At 40.3% G+C, this 15,081-nt stretch carries 20 protein-coding genes; 6 read left to right on the top strand and 14 right to left on the bottom strand.

What is annotated here, in order from left to right; genetic code table 11:
• Positions 1-167: 167 nt before the first annotated feature.
• From IPF86_02075 to IPF86_02055, 5 genes are all read right to left on the bottom strand, one after another.
• Positions 168-902, bottom strand: coding sequence for an SDR family NAD(P)-dependent oxidoreductase (locus tag IPF86_02075; protein ID QQR50686.1), 735 nt, complete (start codon positions 900-902; stop codon positions 168-170).
• Positions 903-966: 64 nt separating this feature from the next.
• The gene (locus tag IPF86_02070) at positions 967-1,170 is read right to left on the bottom strand and encodes a hypothetical protein (protein QQR50685.1); all 204 of its coding nucleotides are present in this window, start codon (positions 1,168-1,170) and stop codon (positions 967-969) included.
• On the bottom strand, positions 1,170-1,553 hold the full coding sequence (locus IPF86_02065) for a hypothetical protein (GenBank protein ID QQR50684.1): 384 nt from the start codon (positions 1,551-1,553) through the stop codon (positions 1,170-1,172). The genes IPF86_02070 and IPF86_02065 overlap by 1 nt, the downstream gene beginning before the upstream one ends.
• A 5-nt stretch (positions 1,554-1,558) precedes the next feature.
• Positions 1,559-1,960 carry a hypothetical protein gene (locus IPF86_02060; protein ID QQR50683.1) on the bottom strand — a complete coding sequence of 134 codons (402 nt, stop codon included), beginning with the start codon at positions 1,958-1,960 and terminating at the stop codon, positions 1,559-1,561.
• A 212-nt stretch (positions 1,961-2,172) separates the two neighbouring features.
• On the bottom strand, positions 2,173-2,388 hold the full coding sequence (locus IPF86_02055; GenBank protein ID QQR50682.1) for a hypothetical protein: 216 nt from the start codon (positions 2,386-2,388) through the stop codon (positions 2,173-2,175).
• Positions 2,389-2,503: 115 nt separating this feature from the next.
• On the opposite strand from IPF86_02055, the gene IPF86_02050 reads away from it, so the two are divergent.
• Complete coding sequence (locus IPF86_02050; protein QQR50681.1) at positions 2,504-2,683, top strand: hypothetical protein; 180 nt, start codon at positions 2,504-2,506, stop codon at positions 2,681-2,683.
• A 31-nt stretch (positions 2,684-2,714) separates the two neighbouring features.
• Here IPF86_02050 and IPF86_02045 read toward each other — a convergent pair whose 3' ends face one another.
• The 5 genes from IPF86_02045 to IPF86_02025 all read right to left on the bottom strand — a co-directional run bounded on the left by IPF86_02045 (position 2,715) and on the right by IPF86_02025 (position 7,616).
• Complete coding sequence (locus tag IPF86_02045) at positions 2,715-3,488, bottom strand: hypothetical protein (protein QQR50680.1); 774 nt, start codon at positions 3,486-3,488, stop codon at positions 2,715-2,717.
• Positions 3,489-3,706: 218 nt separating this feature from the next.
• Entirely contained in the window at positions 3,707-5,857 is a 2,151-nt protein-coding gene (fusA, locus tag IPF86_02040) for an elongation factor G (protein QQR50679.1), read from the bottom strand.
• Between the two features lie 132 nt (positions 5,858-5,989).
• Positions 5,990-6,460: a 30S ribosomal protein S7 gene (rpsG, locus tag IPF86_02035; GenBank protein ID QQR50678.1), complete on the bottom strand. Its 471-nt coding sequence runs from the start codon at positions 6,458-6,460 to the stop codon at positions 5,990-5,992.
• A 15-nt stretch (positions 6,461-6,475) separates the two neighbouring features.
• Positions 6,476-6,901: a 30S ribosomal protein S12 gene (gene rpsL, locus IPF86_02030; GenBank protein QQR50677.1), complete on the bottom strand. Its 426-nt coding sequence runs from the start codon at positions 6,899-6,901 to the stop codon at positions 6,476-6,478.
• Between the two features lie 79 nt (positions 6,902-6,980).
• On the bottom strand, positions 6,981-7,616 hold the full coding sequence (locus IPF86_02025) for a site-2 protease family protein (protein ID QQR50676.1): 636 nt from the start codon (positions 7,614-7,616) through the stop codon (positions 6,981-6,983).
• 17 nt (positions 7,617-7,633) lie between these two features.
• Here IPF86_02025 and IPF86_02020 point away from each other — a divergent pair, with 17 nt between their 5' ends.
• On the top strand, positions 7,634-7,879 hold the full coding sequence (locus tag IPF86_02020; GenBank protein ID QQR50675.1) for a 50S ribosomal protein L28: 246 nt from the start codon (positions 7,634-7,636) through the stop codon (positions 7,877-7,879).
• A gap of 27 nt (positions 7,880-7,906) precedes the next feature.
• Here the strand turns inward: IPF86_02020 and IPF86_02015 are convergent, their stop codons facing one another.
• Complete coding sequence (locus tag IPF86_02015) at positions 7,907-8,767, bottom strand: MBL fold metallo-hydrolase (protein QQR50674.1); 861 nt, start codon at positions 8,765-8,767, stop codon at positions 7,907-7,909.
• Positions 8,768-8,845: 78 nt separating this feature from the next.
• Here IPF86_02015 and IPF86_02010 point away from each other — a divergent pair, with 78 nt between their 5' ends.
• Positions 8,846-9,442 carry a superoxide dismutase gene (locus IPF86_02010; GenBank protein QQR50673.1) on the top strand — a complete coding sequence of 199 codons (597 nt, stop codon included), beginning with the start codon at positions 8,846-8,848 and terminating at the stop codon, positions 9,440-9,442.
• Positions 9,443-9,451: 9 nt separating this feature from the next.
• On the opposite strand, the gene IPF86_02005 is transcribed toward IPF86_02010, so the two are convergent.
• The 3 genes from IPF86_02005 to IPF86_01995 form a co-directional block, all read right to left on the bottom strand.
• A complete protein-coding gene (locus IPF86_02005; protein QQR50672.1) occupies positions 9,452-10,942 on the bottom strand; it encodes a ComEC/Rec2 family competence protein in 1,491 nt (496 codons plus the stop codon).
• Between the two features lie 64 nt (positions 10,943-11,006).
• Positions 11,007-12,500: a T9SS type A sorting domain-containing protein gene (locus IPF86_02000; GenBank protein QQR50671.1), complete on the bottom strand. Its 1,494-nt coding sequence runs from the start codon at positions 12,498-12,500 to the stop codon at positions 11,007-11,009.
• Between the two features lie 162 nt (positions 12,501-12,662).
• A complete protein-coding gene (locus IPF86_01995; GenBank protein ID QQR50670.1) occupies positions 12,663-13,373 on the bottom strand; it encodes a ribonuclease HI in 711 nt (236 codons plus the stop codon).
• Positions 13,374-13,563: 190 nt separating this feature from the next.
• On the opposite strand from IPF86_01995, the gene IPF86_01990 reads away from it, so the two are divergent.
• The 3 genes from IPF86_01990 (at position 13,564) to IPF86_01980 (ending at position 15,043) form a co-directional block, all read left to right on the top strand.
• Positions 13,564-13,992, top strand: a complete 429-nt coding sequence (locus IPF86_01990) for a hypothetical protein (GenBank protein ID QQR50669.1) — start codon at positions 13,564-13,566, stop codon at positions 13,990-13,992.
• Between the two features lie 75 nt (positions 13,993-14,067).
• Positions 14,068-14,328, top strand: a complete 261-nt coding sequence (locus IPF86_01985; GenBank protein ID QQR50668.1) for a hypothetical protein — start codon at positions 14,068-14,070, stop codon at positions 14,326-14,328.
• Between the two features lie 154 nt (positions 14,329-14,482).
• Positions 14,483-15,043, top strand: a complete 561-nt coding sequence (locus IPF86_01980) for a hypothetical protein (protein ID QQR50667.1) — start codon at positions 14,483-14,485, stop codon at positions 15,041-15,043.
• The last annotated feature ends 38 nt before the right edge of the window (positions 15,044-15,081 follow it).

The raw sequence follows: 15,081 nt of genomic DNA, 5'->3' as shown, positions 1-15,081 counted from the left end.
AGAAATTTAGACTCAGTCTAATGAAATACGGGCTTTTGTCAAATGAAACACCTACATGCGCTTGGGTTTTCTTTTACCTAAAACTCATGCCAACATACTTGAGAATGTGAGAATGAGTTTTAGATAAATAAAAAATGCCCCGAGGTTTTCGAGGCATTTTATTTCGATTATTCTTGTTCAGCTAGATCCCAGATATTTTTCGCAAGAGCTGCAGGCTTTTGAGCATCAACTTCCCAATTGACATGCATTGTTGGTCGACGACCTTCGGAGTCATCTTTCATATTCTCCCGCATTTTGGGCGTATCAATGAGTTTCGGCTCGATCAAATCGTAACTAAACGTATCAGTTGGATCATTCTGCTTCTGTAAATTCAAGTTTCGAGCAGACACAGAACGCATTGAGAATACATATCCCCATTCCGGCCAGATAATCAAATCCGACAACGGAAACTGCGCGGCCCAAGATGACACATCTATCACTTTTACTTTCTGCCCACGATAGAGCGGTTTGAAATATTTCATGAAGCGAACTTTTGAAGTATAGTTCTGCTCCATCAAGTCTTCCATGGCCGCAAGCCTGTTCTCATCCACAGTTGCCTTCCCGTATTCATAATCCCAACGAAAAAGTCCGGCACCATTGATCAGCACATCAACCTTAGGATACTTTTGATTCATATCCTTAAGTATTCTTTCAACATGTGCCTCGTCAGAAAGATCAAGCGACACTGTTTCTATTGCGTCTTGATACTTATCTTTAAGCGCCAATAATTTATCTTGATTTCGCCCAAACGCCAATATGAAGTATCCGCGGGAAATGCCTTCTGCGACCACATCCCCGCCAATATCTCCAGTTGCGCCTGTGATCAATGCAATTCCTTTAATTTTTTTCATATCGTTTTCCATTTGGTTCAGTGTACAGATTTTCTGTAAAAAAGAAATACCCCCAGAAAGAAGGGGTATTGAGCAATCAGAGAAATGCTTTTCGCCTCTGATGGAGAATATCTTTTACTTTTTCCATCACGACAAGCAAATCACCTGTGCATTCTTGAGCATTACTGTTCATATGTGGGTGACTGAGTTTGCTTCGTATACACTCAATCCAGAAATCTTTCTTAGAATCTTGAGGGAAAATTTCCCTCATTGCATTTGAAAGTTCTAAGGATCTGTGCATTACTTCGTGTGTTTCAGTTGACAAGCTAGCTGATACGACACATCTTCCAAGGCGTCGTTGAATATCTGTTTCTCTTCTACGTTAGCAATAATCGGATCATTATTTAACTTCGCACGGACATATGCCGCAAATGCAGCACGACGATATTGACTCACACTATCAATCATCCACTCAGCCAATTCTCGCGCGCCCGTATTGCAAGGTCGGTATTCTTCAATACTTTTACCGTTTTCAGTCTCCATAAAATGTAATGCCTGATAGACTGTTTCTTTTATCTTAGGATACAAAATACCCCTTTTGTTAACAATAAATTCTACAAGTCCAAAAGCAATATTTTTTGCTGTGCCCACTCGTAATCGGGCAAGTGATGTCGTATTTTCCATGTTACTTATTTTGTCAGTTTTCGTTTTTCTTCAAGCGCTTTATCGCGCATGGTTTGGCTCCAAAGTAAAAGCACAGAGGCTTTGAAATCTTTAGATCCACATATATTGAGCAATTCCTTCACAATTGAATCCAGCGATTCTTTTGGGGTATACGTCTCAATCAAATAATACGTTTCATTGCAGCCAATATAGTCAGGATCACCTTTGATACTCTTCAGGAAAGATTGTTTCACCACCTCAAGATTATTCTCGGTGGGTTTGGTATTCATCAAACGTACTACAGAAGTAAGTTTCTTGTAGTTTGCTTTTGATAATTTCTTAGTCTCGCCCTTTACCAGTCTTCGCAGTGCCTTAAATAGATTGAGCACCGCAACATCTGCCTCTTTGTTTTGTTTTGTTTTTAGCATGTCAAATAAAGTTTATTTTATTATAACATAAATATTGTATTTTGCAATAAAAAGAACCCCATGGGGTTCTTAACTAAGACAACATTTTTTTCTCTAGTATATTCCTCACATTTCTTAAAAGAATAACTAAACTCTTGATTTGCGCTTCGGTGATGATTGCCGGGGCTCCTTCTAAAGTTTGCAACATGTAGGTGAGATAGATATCCTTCCAATTATTTTTTTTGCAAAGCTAAATTTAGTTCATGAGAAAATTCTACAACACCGGGGAACTCCGACTCTTCAGCAAGAGTACCTTGGGACATTTTGACACCCTGAACGATACATATATAAACTTCTGGAGACATTTTACGGCTTCCTACATATATTAACGTATACAATGCTCTAGCGATTGCATATGCTTGATGGTATTTTTTATTGGAACTTTCCATGTACTTGCCTGTTTAGATAATGGTTTTTCCTATCATGAAGTATCTTGGTTTTATTGTAAAGCGCTTCCCAATCACAATGATTGACCGGTGGTATATGCCGCTATACAATATATGTATGGACAAAAGAGAAATTTTTAATTATGAAAAAGGTAAATTTATCAAGGATAAACCACTTACACCCGAAGCATTAGGCGACATGTTAGCCAAAGATTTTATGTCTCCAGAAAAACGAAAGGAACTCGAAGAACAAGGCGTATTACCTAAAAAAGACGCAAAAGAAAACCCACCAAACTAATTGGTGGGTTTTGCCATTTAAAATAGCAAATTTATCTGGGAACCAGTTTGCACTTCCTGGTAGTAAGGTTAAAATAATCTCCTTTTTTCAATCCAGCCGTAACCTGTATATCATCAGTTTGATCTCTCAATTCCCATGCACGTTCATATGATATTTCATGCTCTGGGGTTTGAATTCTCCCTTCATAAAATTTAATTCCGCACTCACGTCCTAAGTCAATCCCAACATCAAAGGATATATAGTGACAGAATCCTTCTCCCTCTCCGATGGTAAATTCACTTCCATATTTTATGCGACCAATTCTCCGAACATTTGATGTTTCTACCGGATAGCTCATACCATTGGTGCATTGTACGAAATATTTGTGAGGATCCTTTTCTCCGTGAACATAAATTGCGGCAATTAGATCATTATCAAATATTCCGCCATCATGCATATTCCCATTTGCATCGTTGCCTTGTGCATCTTTTCCACTACCGAAAAGTAAGACCACAGAATCAATTCTTGCAGTTTTTGAAATTCGAGAATATGCAGGCATATCATCAGAATAGTTTCTTACCCAATAAACAACATCATTTCCGAGTGTTGGCCACTGTTTGTTAATATATTCCAATTTGCCTTTGTCTGTCATTGTTGATAACGTATCCAGGATAGATGTATAACGATTATCTAACCGATGAACCGGTTCAATATCGTTCACCAAATCAACAATACTTTTCTCCTTGGAGCAGGAGACAGCGAAAAAAATAATCGTAGCAATGGCAGCCAGTGCCAAGATGATAAAAGGAAGTCTTTTATTTTTCATATTTTTAAGTTTTGCTTAGATTATCACAAATTATCATAAATGTCAATAAACAAAAATCTCCCCTGTTTGGGGAGATTTTTGTTTATGTAAATTTTATTTCCTTGCGGCAATGATCGTCTCAGCGACGTTTTGTGGCACCCCAGAACCAAAACAACCTGCCGAATGCGCAGATTGTTTAGTACGGGGCGAGATGTTGTTATATAAACTTGCGTACGCTTTTACTTCCTTGCAGCAATAATTGTTTCCGCAACGTTAGCAGGTACGATATCGTACCGGATGAATTCCATAGTAAATCCTGCCCGACCTTCAGTCATCGAACGGAGATTGGTCATGTAGCCGAACATTTCAGATAGCGGCACGATAGCACGAACAACTTTATTCATACCTCGATCTTCCATGCCTTCGATAAGTCCACGTTTTGCAGAAAGACTTCCAGTTACATCACCCATGAATTTCTCAGGGGTCACGACTTCAACATTCATCATAGGTTCAAGGATGACAGGCTTAGCAGCTTTGGCTGCGTCTTGGATAGCCATCGATGCTGCGATTTTGAAGGCCATTTCGTTCGAGTCAACTTCATGGAAACTACCATCCCAGAGATCAACAGAAACATCTACCATTTTGAACCCTGCAAGAATTCCCCGATCAAGTCCTTCACGGAAGCCTTTCTCAACTGGTGGAATATATTCCTGCGGAATCGCGCCACCTTTGATATTGTTGATGAATTCGAAATGTGGTTCACGCTTGGTATTCTTTGGTAAATCTTCAATGTCTTCTTTGGTAAGTGACATATCCATTGGCTTGATCTTGATTTTGACGTGACCATAGTTACCGCGGCCGCCAGACTGCTTGATGTACTTGCCTTCGGCTGAAGCTTCTGAGGTAATTGTTTCTCGGTAGGCAACTTGTGGCTTGCCAACATTGGTTTCCACAGCAAATTCGCGCTTCATACGATCAACGATGATTTCAAGGTGTAGTTCTCCCATGCCAGCAATAATCGTTTCTCCTGTTTCTTGATCAGTAGATACGCGGAATGTCGGATCTTCTTGGGCAAGACGGTTAAGTGCCATACCCATTTTCTCTTGGTCAGCTTTGGTCTTTGGTTCTACTCGTAGCGAAATAACTGGTTCAGGGAAGACGATACGGTTAAGCTCAACAGGTTTTTCTTGATCACAGAGCGTGTCTGACGTAATCGTATCTTTGAGTCCAACAGCTGCCGCAATTTCTCCGGCATAGACTTTCTTCACTTCTTCTCGATCGTTGGCATGCATACGAAGAATTCGGCCGATGCGCTCTTTGTTGCGAGTACGTGGGTTATAGACATATGAGCCGGCTTCAAGTGTACCTGAGTACACACGGAAGAAAATAATCTGTCCGACGAATGGATCAGTAGCAACTTTAAATGCGAGCGCTGCAAATGGTTCCGCGTCAGACGCTTTGCGTTCCGTCACTTCATCAGTATCAGGATTGATACCTGGGATCGGCGGAATATCGGTAGGTGCTGGGAGATAGTCAACAACAGCATCGAGAACGAGTTGCACGCCTTTGTTCTTGAGTGCACTTCCAGCAAAGACTGGAAATACATTGTTGGCAATCACGCCTTTTCTGAGCAATTTCTTAAGCATATCAAAATCAGGAATTTTGCCTTCGAGATATTCATTCATGACTGCATCATCTTGCTCGACGATTTTCTCGATAAGCTCACTATGGTATTTCTCCGCATCAGCTTTATATTCTTCAGGAATATCTTTTTCGATAACTTTATTTCCCATCTCACCTTCGAAGTAGTAGGCCTTCATACGAAGGAGATCAATCACGCCTTCATGTTTCTCCTCAAGTCCTATTGGAATTTGTGCACGAACAGCTTTTTTGGAAAGACGATCAAGGATTGTTGCATAGGAATGTTCAAATGATGCACCGGTTCGGTCAAGTTTGTTGATGAAACAGATTCGAGGGACGTTTGCCTCATCAGCATAACGCCAGTTGGTTTCTGATTGTGGTTCAACACCAGCAACACCATCGAACACAACGACAGCTCCATCGAGCACACGGAGGGAGCGCTTTACTTCAACCGTAAAGTCGATGTGACCTGGGGTATCAATAATATTGAAACGATGCTTTTTATTTTTGTCAGTCAATGCATACGTTGGCGTCCAGAAACAAGTCACCGCAGCAGACGTGATCGTGATACCACGCTCGCGCTCTTGTTCCATCCAGTCAGTCGTTGTTTCGCCGTCATGCACCTCGCCGATCTTGTGTGACACACCGGTATAGTAAAGGACACGCTCAGTTGTCGTTGTTTTACCCGCATCAATGTGGGCGATAATACCAAAATTTCTTACTTTCTCTAACGGATAATCTCGTTCCATAGTTCGTTATATGTATAAAATAAATAAAAAAGAGACTTGCGTCTTGTGCCAATACTATACGGTATAAGGTAAGTTTATGCAAATAACAAAAGCTCCTATTAGGGAGCTTTTGTTATTGAAGATTATTTACAATTACCACGCAAAGTGAGCAAAGGCTTTGTTGGCTTCAGCCATACGATGCGTATCATCACGCTTCTTGATAGCAGAACCTTCGTTCTTAGCAGCAAGCATTAACTCATCTGCAAGACGGTTGGCCATTGGTGAGCCTTTCTTTGCACGAGCAGCATCAATAATCCAACGAAATGCCAGTGCTTGTCGGCGTTCAGGACGAACTTCACGAGGGACTTGATAGTTAGCACCACCGATTCGGCGTGAGCGAACTTCAGTTGCAGGAGAAGCATTTCTAATAGCAGTATCGAATACTTCAAGCGGTTCTTCAGTTGCAGCTTTTTCTTTGATTATCGTGAGTGCATCGTAGACAACTTGGCGCGCAGTTTCTTTCTTACCATCAAACATGATGGCATTGATAAACTTACCTAGACGGGCTGAGTTGTAGGTTAGATCTGGCTCTGCAGTATTACGATTTTTGACTTTTCTTCGCATGAATTTAAATTAAAATTATTTCTTATCGCCTTTCTTAGGAAGTTTGGCACCATAGCGACTACGGCTTTGCATACGTTTATCGACTCCTGATGCATCGAGCATACCGCGAACAATGTGGTATCGTACCCCGATCAAGTCCTTCACACGGCCACCACGGAGCATAACAACTGAGTGTTCTTGGAGATTGTGACCAATACCCGGGATGTAGGCAGTCACTTCGAGACCGTTAGTGAGACGAACACGTGCAATCTTACGAAGCGCTGAGTTAGGCTTCTTTGGAGTTGTTGTTGAAACTTTCGTGCAAACTCCTCGCTTAAATGGGGCAGGGTAGTAGACTGGTCGGTTCTTAAGCGAGTTAAACCCTCTCGCAAGTGCGACAGTTTTTGATTTCTTAATAACCTTCTTTCTTTTATTTTTGATTAATTGGTTGATTGTCGGCATATGTCTAAACAAAAATAGCTCAAAAAGCTAGTGCGATAACTCTACTATAGCCCCAAGGAAAACGCAAGTCTGCCATGACCTAGCTTAATCCTGTTACTGCATGGAATAATATATATATATACGGTGCAATATATCTCCAGAGGAATATAACAAAGAAAAGAAGTACGACGAGGGAGTACTGCTCCATATAGTATTCAATACGACGAGCGCTTGGTGGCAAAAAAGCAAAGAGGATTTTAGAACCATCAAGCGGGGGAATCGGGATAAGGTTAAAAATCATAAGCACAATATTGACCAAGACGATAATAGAAAGAATGCCTATGAGTGCTGGCGAAGTGACACCAACAAGTGGCAAGAGCCGCAACACGAGTGAAAAAATAACAACCATGCCAGCATTGGCTATAACACCTGCCGAAGCCACAATCACCGTTCCCCATTTTTTATCGCGTAAATTATTCGGATTGTATGGCACTGGTCGAGCCCAGCCGAAAACGAAACCTGCTTTGGAAATAATGAGGAGGAGCGGTAAAAGAAACGATCCAATGAAGTCGAGGTGTTTAAGGGGATTAAGTGTCAACCGGCCAGCCATGACTGCGGTTTGGTCCCCCAGGCGCGATGCCGCATAGCCATGAGCCACTTCGTGGACAACGACTGACATAATGAGCACAGCAACGTAAAAAATTGATTCAGTAACTTGCATATAGGTATATAGCATGATAGCATGCAAACACTATGGCTAAAACATGTATAGTCACAAAACGAAGTTCGACGACCGCCGGCAAGTATGCGAACCGCACACGTGCTACTATTTTCACGCCAACTGGTAAAACTCGTCGATATATCAATATTCAGAAGAAAAGAATCTACGTACCTGAGCTCAAGAAAACAGTCACAGTCCAAATTTCGACTCGAGGACTACGAACACTCAACAAAAACGGCGTCTACGCCACTCTCAAAAAAGCCGGAGCAGTAAAATAAAAATCACGCATATGCGTGATTTTTATTTTACTGACAGATAATATCCATACTATCACTCTCGCAGATAATTGTTCCCTCTTTGAATGTTGTAAGGTATGGAATATGCAAAGCTAGTAATCGATCAATGACTTCTTGGTGTGGATGACCATATTTATTATTCAATCCCGCAGAAATAATCGCAACATCAGGTGTCGTCGCAGTAAGAATCGGATTGCCAGATGATGTCCGCGAACCATGATGACCAAGCTTGAGAACATCAATAGTATCAAGCGTATTTTTATTTTCAGCAACGACAATACCTTCGGTCAGTATGGTGGCATCACCCATAAGAAGAAATGATGTATCGCCATAGGTGAGTTTGCCGACGATTGATCCGTCATTAGTTTCCCAGGTAGACACATCACGATCCGGGAAAAGGATCTCGTAGGAAATATGTTTCTCACTATCGAGTATAATCTCCATTCCACGCGTCGCTAGTAGATGAGGCACATGTTCTAGAATTATATGCTCTTCAAGCGTTTGATAGAGCGATGTCTCTGAACGCGTGCCAGGTTCAACAACTGAAGCAACTGCATATTGTTCAAATAAAGGAATTAGACCTGAATAATGATCTGCGTCTGGGTTGGTAATAACAACTGTATCGATAGTTTTGTCACCCCATGGCAACACCTCGGGCAATTTATTCATAAGTGCAATCCCCGGTCCGCCATCGATAATCATTTGATTGCCATTGGGTGCCTCAATATAAATTGCATCCCCTTGTCCGATATCTAAGAAGGCAACTTTGAGTTTACCTGAATCGTGGGGCAAACTTTGCAAAATAAAAAACCAAATAACAAAAAGTAACGTTCCAAATCCTATAGATAGGTATGTATACCTGTGTGACATATATAAAGTATACCTCTCCTGGTAAAAAATTCCCGTGGTATACTTTAGCCATTACTTCTAACTATTTCAATATAATGTATGACACCATTTACCGCTAAAGCATTCGTAATTCCTGAACTTGCAGGAATATCAGCAAAAACAATCGAGGAACACTTGAAGCTCTACCAGGGCTATGTTAAAAATGCCAACCTTATTCTCGAACATATCGATGAACTAGCGGGAAATAGTGAGAAATATGCCTATGAACTCGGCGAACTACAGCGCAGATTTGCATTTGAATTCGACGGCATGCGAAACCATGAATATTACTTTGGCGCACTCGAAGGCGGTGCTAGCTCATTCCCAGCGGATAGTGTGCTGCAGACAAATATAGAGAAAGAATGGGGCTCATATGATGCGTGGCTTGCACGATTTAAAGCAATCGCACTTACTCGAGGCATTGGTTGGGCTATGCTTTACTACGACAGAAAAACAACAAGGCTTATCATGCAGTGGGTAGACGAGCAACACTTGGGACAACTAACTGGACTCTCACCAATCCTTGCACTTGATATGTGGGAACATTCGTATCTTTTTGACTATACACCAGCAGACAAGAAAAAATACGTTGAAGCCTTTTTTGAGAATCTTAATTGGAATGATGTTGAAGATAACTTCGAGGAAGCGCTGGAATAAAAAATAGAATTAAAATGCAGTGTCTTTTATTTCATTACTTCTATTTCGGTGCGTCCGATAAAGCCAATACAAAAGTGCCAGATACAGAATCAATGCCAGTATGAACGGGAAATGCGACACAACAACCATTGCAAAAGGAATATGACTCGCAGTAACCACAATAAAAAGTATGCTATGGAGTAATAGGTACAACAAATAGCCAAATGGCATGGCGAGCACGGGACTCGCAAGTCCAATAACCCCAATAAAAAATCCGAGCAACATCGCGATAGGAATAAATGGCAAGATAATAATATTGACTGGAAGTGCAATCAAAGAAAAGGTGCCCATCTTATACAGTATGAGCGGCGCAACAGCAATTTGAGCCCCTATTGTTGTTGCAATTATGTCTTTGAACCACAAAATACGGATCCATGAAAGTTTCTGTAGAAGAATTGGTGTTATCCAAATAATTCCCGCTGTTGCAATAAAAGAAAGCTGGAATGATACATCGAATGCAAGCAATTTTGGATTCCAAAGAAGCATCAATGCACCAGCAATAAAAAGCGCACGAGTAATCATGTACGTCCGTCCAGTACGCTTGGCAATAATTGCCAAGAGCGCCATCACACCTGCCCTGATTGCCGTTGCTTGTGCACCAGTTGCCAGTACAAACAGTACGATGCCTAACCCCCCTAAGCTAAGTGCGAATGTTTGAGAGAGGAAAGATGAGAAGATGTTTTCAATTGCGCGAGCAACTATTGATACATTGTAGCCAGACAGGGCAACAATATGGATGGTACTTGTCGTAATAAATGCATTACGCAACTCTTGGGATAATCCAGACTTTGCCCCCAAAAGAATACCTTGTTCAAATGTGCTTTCGGGCGCAGGAACAGCGTCACTAATAACATTACTAAAACGGTCAGTGATGTTGTACAACATCTTAAGGAGCGAACGTGGGCGAGTGTCTATAACACTCGCCTTTGCTTTCGGTACTATGAGATACACATCGTCTTTGCCGAGATAGGAAACGTAATCAAATTCTTTGCCTTGATCGGTTTGGAAATTTTCTGGCGTCTCGACTATGCCTGTAACTTTAAGCGTATCCCCGTAAGAAATATTTTCATAAGGACCAACAACGACAAGTAATCTAACTTTTTCATCTGGCACAAGATTAGTACTCTCCACTATTAACCGCGTGCTCGATTCTCGCACATCTGGTTTTGCAATTATTTCTCCAGTAAACGAGACATTATCCCCTACTAATTCTTCTAAATAGGGTGGTATGCCTATAATCGCAAACTGTGTACGAACTATGCCAATGGTAAAAGCAAGCAGGAGTATTGAAATGAGAAGGAAAATATTTTTGCGCTTTTGAAATACAAATTGTAAAAAGAAAAGGAGTACACCAATACCTATAAATATACAGAGTATATTTATAGGTATTGGAACATAACTAGCTGTTAGTATGCCAATACCAAATGCAAGCATAACGATAAAAAGTAAATATCGTTGCATATAAAAATTTTAACATAAAAAATACCCTCAGAATGTGAGGGTATTGCAGTAAGTGTTTTTCTTGCTAATTGAAAATCACTTGCTGCACTGTATTGATTCCATCTTTGTCAGAAACTTTTAGTAAATACTGACCAGGTGGAATATTTGGTCGATGAACATTTACCAAACCTTGTTGGTTTTGCAAGTCAAAAACATGTTGGCCAACCATATTAATGAGTTCAACTGTATAATCATCCGAAATTGGCAGTGAAATATTGATCACATCTGTTGCTGGATTCGGATACACCATAAACTCAATTGTTGGTTGAAGCTCCAAAATTCCTGTTACTGAGCAATTTGCCCAAAACGGATTGGATCGTTCAGAAATACAACCATTCGTATTCGTAACTTCCACGGTATAAAAACCGGAAGTATTGATAAATAAGTATGGCGTATCTGAATTCGCAATAGCAACATTATTGACATACCACTGTTGCACTCCATCGATTCCATCTGTCGCAAGTGTACACCCATCACCCGGAAAAATATTTGGCTCCTGGGGTGGTTGCATAAAGTTTAGATCTATATTATCCATACCTATGCAACCATACATATCAGTTACTGTCACACTATAGTTTCCACTCCACATGGCATACATGACACTATTCGTTGAGCCGTAATTCCACTGGTATGAGGACCAGGAATTTGGAACGGTCAACAACAGACTATCACCGTAACATGCACTTGTGCCATTCAATGCATTAATTGCAATGATTGGGGTTGGATGCGTCGTTACATGGACAGTTTCAGATTTTGCTTTGCAGCCATTTTGATCAGTGACCTGAACTGAATAATCACCCGTACCTGTTGGTGTATAGTTTGAATAGTATGTTGTATCAATTCCATTCCATACAAAGGTAAGTGGCTGCGCCCAGGCATTGTATACCTGTGCATTCAAACTTCCAGGTGAACTATAGCAATTACTTAGTTCCCCGTTTTCCATTCCGCCTGTTGGCCCCCAACCATCCATGATAACAATCATTTCCTGATAATATGGAACATATATGTCATCTCCATACTGGGATCGACAACCATTTGCATCCGTTACATAAAGCTCGTATTCACCTGTTTCAGTTACGGATATGGTTTTTACAAGACCAGAGGAAATAAGTGAGTCCTCTTTGAACCATTCAAATTTCTCCATAGTTTGCGATGAAGACAATGTAACTTCTGTCCCAGGGCAGTTATTACTTAAATTATTTTGGTCCAACATCGCTGCTGGCAATTCACTGACATTTATATATTGGGATGTCTGGTGTTGATATCCATCACTTGTAGTTATGGTAAGCCACACCTGATGACTACCTGCCCAATCAAAATGAATTTTGGGAGGAGTTTGGCCATAATGGCTATATGGAGTACCTCCGCCGAAACTCCAATACCATTCGGTGATATCACCAGTCGATTGATCGGTGAAAATAACTGAATCCTGCTTCATACAGGGATTGGCCTTACTGACGGTGAAAGCTGCTTCCTGAGCAAATGAAATTTGCACAGTCATTGCGAAAATGCAAATCATAATCATGGAGAGTTTTTTCTTCATGTTTTTTTGTTTTTTATGAAAGTGAAATGAACGAAAAATGAAGCACTAATGCTTCAAAGTATTAGACGCTCTGGAAGTTTCCTTCTTACGTCTTCTTGTATATAAACATATTTTTTGCAAAAAGTCAAGGATTGTATCCTATTTACTCCATAGTGCTACCAACTCCTTCTCTTCTTCAACAGAAAACACTTTTTTGAATTTTGCACCTTTTTTCCCTTTGACTCGTTTTTCACATGCGTCCCACGTTTGATCCGAATAGCATGCACCATCAACGAGTGAAACATATGCATATGCTTCACCTTTACGTTTTGGTGCTTTTGCCTCACTTGCTCCACCTTTGCCGAATAACCGTACATATTCATCAAATGAACCTTTATAGAGAAGTGGCGGTGTACCAAGTGCATACGATGTTGCAATAAAATCTGCACGGTCATTACCAAATACACCTCGATGACCACTTACTTTTTGCCAGGTTATTTTATTTGTTCGACTTAATCGATAGGTAAGCCCGAGCAACGCTTCCCAAATGTCACGGTTTTCAACTCGCTCACCTGTTTTAGTTTTCCAACCATTTTTCTCCCATGCGAATACCCAACCTGTAATGCCATTAAGTAGATACGTAGAGTCCGTACAGACAATGACTTCGCGGTCGTATTTTTCTTGCTCAAGAAAATACAATGCTTCATGAGCAGCGGTAAGTTCCATACGATTATTTGTTGTATCTGCTGCATAACCGCCGAGTTCACGAACCATACCGGTAGCATAAAGTACGACAGTCCCCCAGCCACCAGGACCAGGATTGCCGCGCGATGATCCATCGGTAAATACAGTCGTTATATCTTGTTTCATTTTCCAAGTATAGCTTTTTATTATAAAAGGAGCATGTGCAAAAACACATTGTGCCGAATGCATACATGCTATACTTAAGTGCATATAGAGTGATTGATCGTTGTCACAATATATATATTCATTCGTTATTACAGCAGATAAAAATTCTTAATAGAATTTTTACTTATTACTAATAAAATAGATATTTTTTATGAAAAATAAAATCCTTGTAGGCGCATTGGCACTTACTATCATGTTTGCAGGAACACAGGCATTTGCAGCGACTATTACCCCAGCAGATCTTAGTAATCGTATTGAGTCTATGTACAGCCGCATGGCAACTGTCATGGACCGTTTTGACGATCTTATTACAAGAGCGCAAGCAAGCGGACGAGATGTTACACAAGCACAAAATCTTCTACAGACAGCTGTAGCAAAGCGAGCAACACTTAAAGCTGATATTGATACACTCAAGGCAATGTTTGGCACTGCAACAGCTTTTACACCAGAAATGAGAGCTCAGGTGATAAAAGTTAAAAACGATTTTATTGATTTGAAACAAACAGTAGCAACTGTTCGAGATTATTTAAAAACTGCGCTAGAGGCATATCGAGCTAGTAATCCCGTCACTGTAGAATAATAAAAAGGTAACAATTATTAATATATTAATTTCTGAAATATATAAACTAAAAGATTATATATTTCATCTCTACCTATGTCACAAACAAATCGTTCACAAAGAGGCAACGCAATTATTTGGGTTTTAGTAGCAGTTGTTATTTTGATTGGTGTTTACTTTATTGTTAAAAATACAAATCAAAACGCAGTTACTCCATATAATGCTGACATGACAAATACCTATCCATCTGACACTACAAATGGCGCAAGCACAGATGCGCAATTGGATGCTGACTTTAACAGTGCAAGCAATGATCTCAATAGTATTGATACAACCAATATTGACCAAGGGCTCTAATAAGAGTTGCCCCAATAAAATCCAGGCTGATGCCTGGATTTTATTGCTTTATATGGGAGTGTCACTATTTAGAGGATGATACGTCATACTAGGCGAGAGGCTTAGAAAGCCCTCTGACAGTGATCCTGTCATTTATTACCGTAATTATTACTTTATGAAAAACACAAAAAAAATTCTTATTAGTACTATCGCTTTATCAATGCTTATGTTTGCAGGTATTGCACCAACATTTGCTGTTACAACAGTAGATACAAACGCACGAGCAACTATGAGCACTTCAGATAGAATTATGTCTGTCCGAGAAAGACTCAGTGAGTACATGACACGCATGGATAACGCTGTAAACCACCTACGAGAAATCAATCAGAAACTCCAAGCTCGCGGTCACGACATGAGTATGTACAATGCTAAGCTTGATCAGGTTATTGTTAAACATGATATTGCAAAGGCAAAAATCTTAGCTTTCCAAACTTCAGTCAGTGCATATCAAAATGGTCAATCTACAGAGAATGCAAAAGTTGCACTCAAAGAAGCTGTTACTGCCATTAAAGATTTCCTAACTGCAGCAAAGGCCCTTCATGCACAAGAAAAAGCTTTCTTTGAAAGCATTAAGGCTGATGTAAAAGCAGACGCTGTAATTTCAACAAATCCTGTAAACAGTATCCTCCCAAATTCAGTTGAATTTAACTCAAACATCCAATCTTCACTTCAATAAAAACGAAGTAAATAAAAAATGCCCCTTGTGGGCATTTT

It is taken from the genome of Candidatus Nomurabacteria bacterium (assembly GCA_016699085.1).
In the GTDB taxonomy this organism is placed as follows: Bacteria; Patescibacteriota; Minisyncoccia; order Phycocordibacterales; family UBA9973; genus CAZLWF01.
Note: the sequence above shows the minus strand (reverse complement) of the source record. Positions and strands in the feature narration are given on the sequence as shown.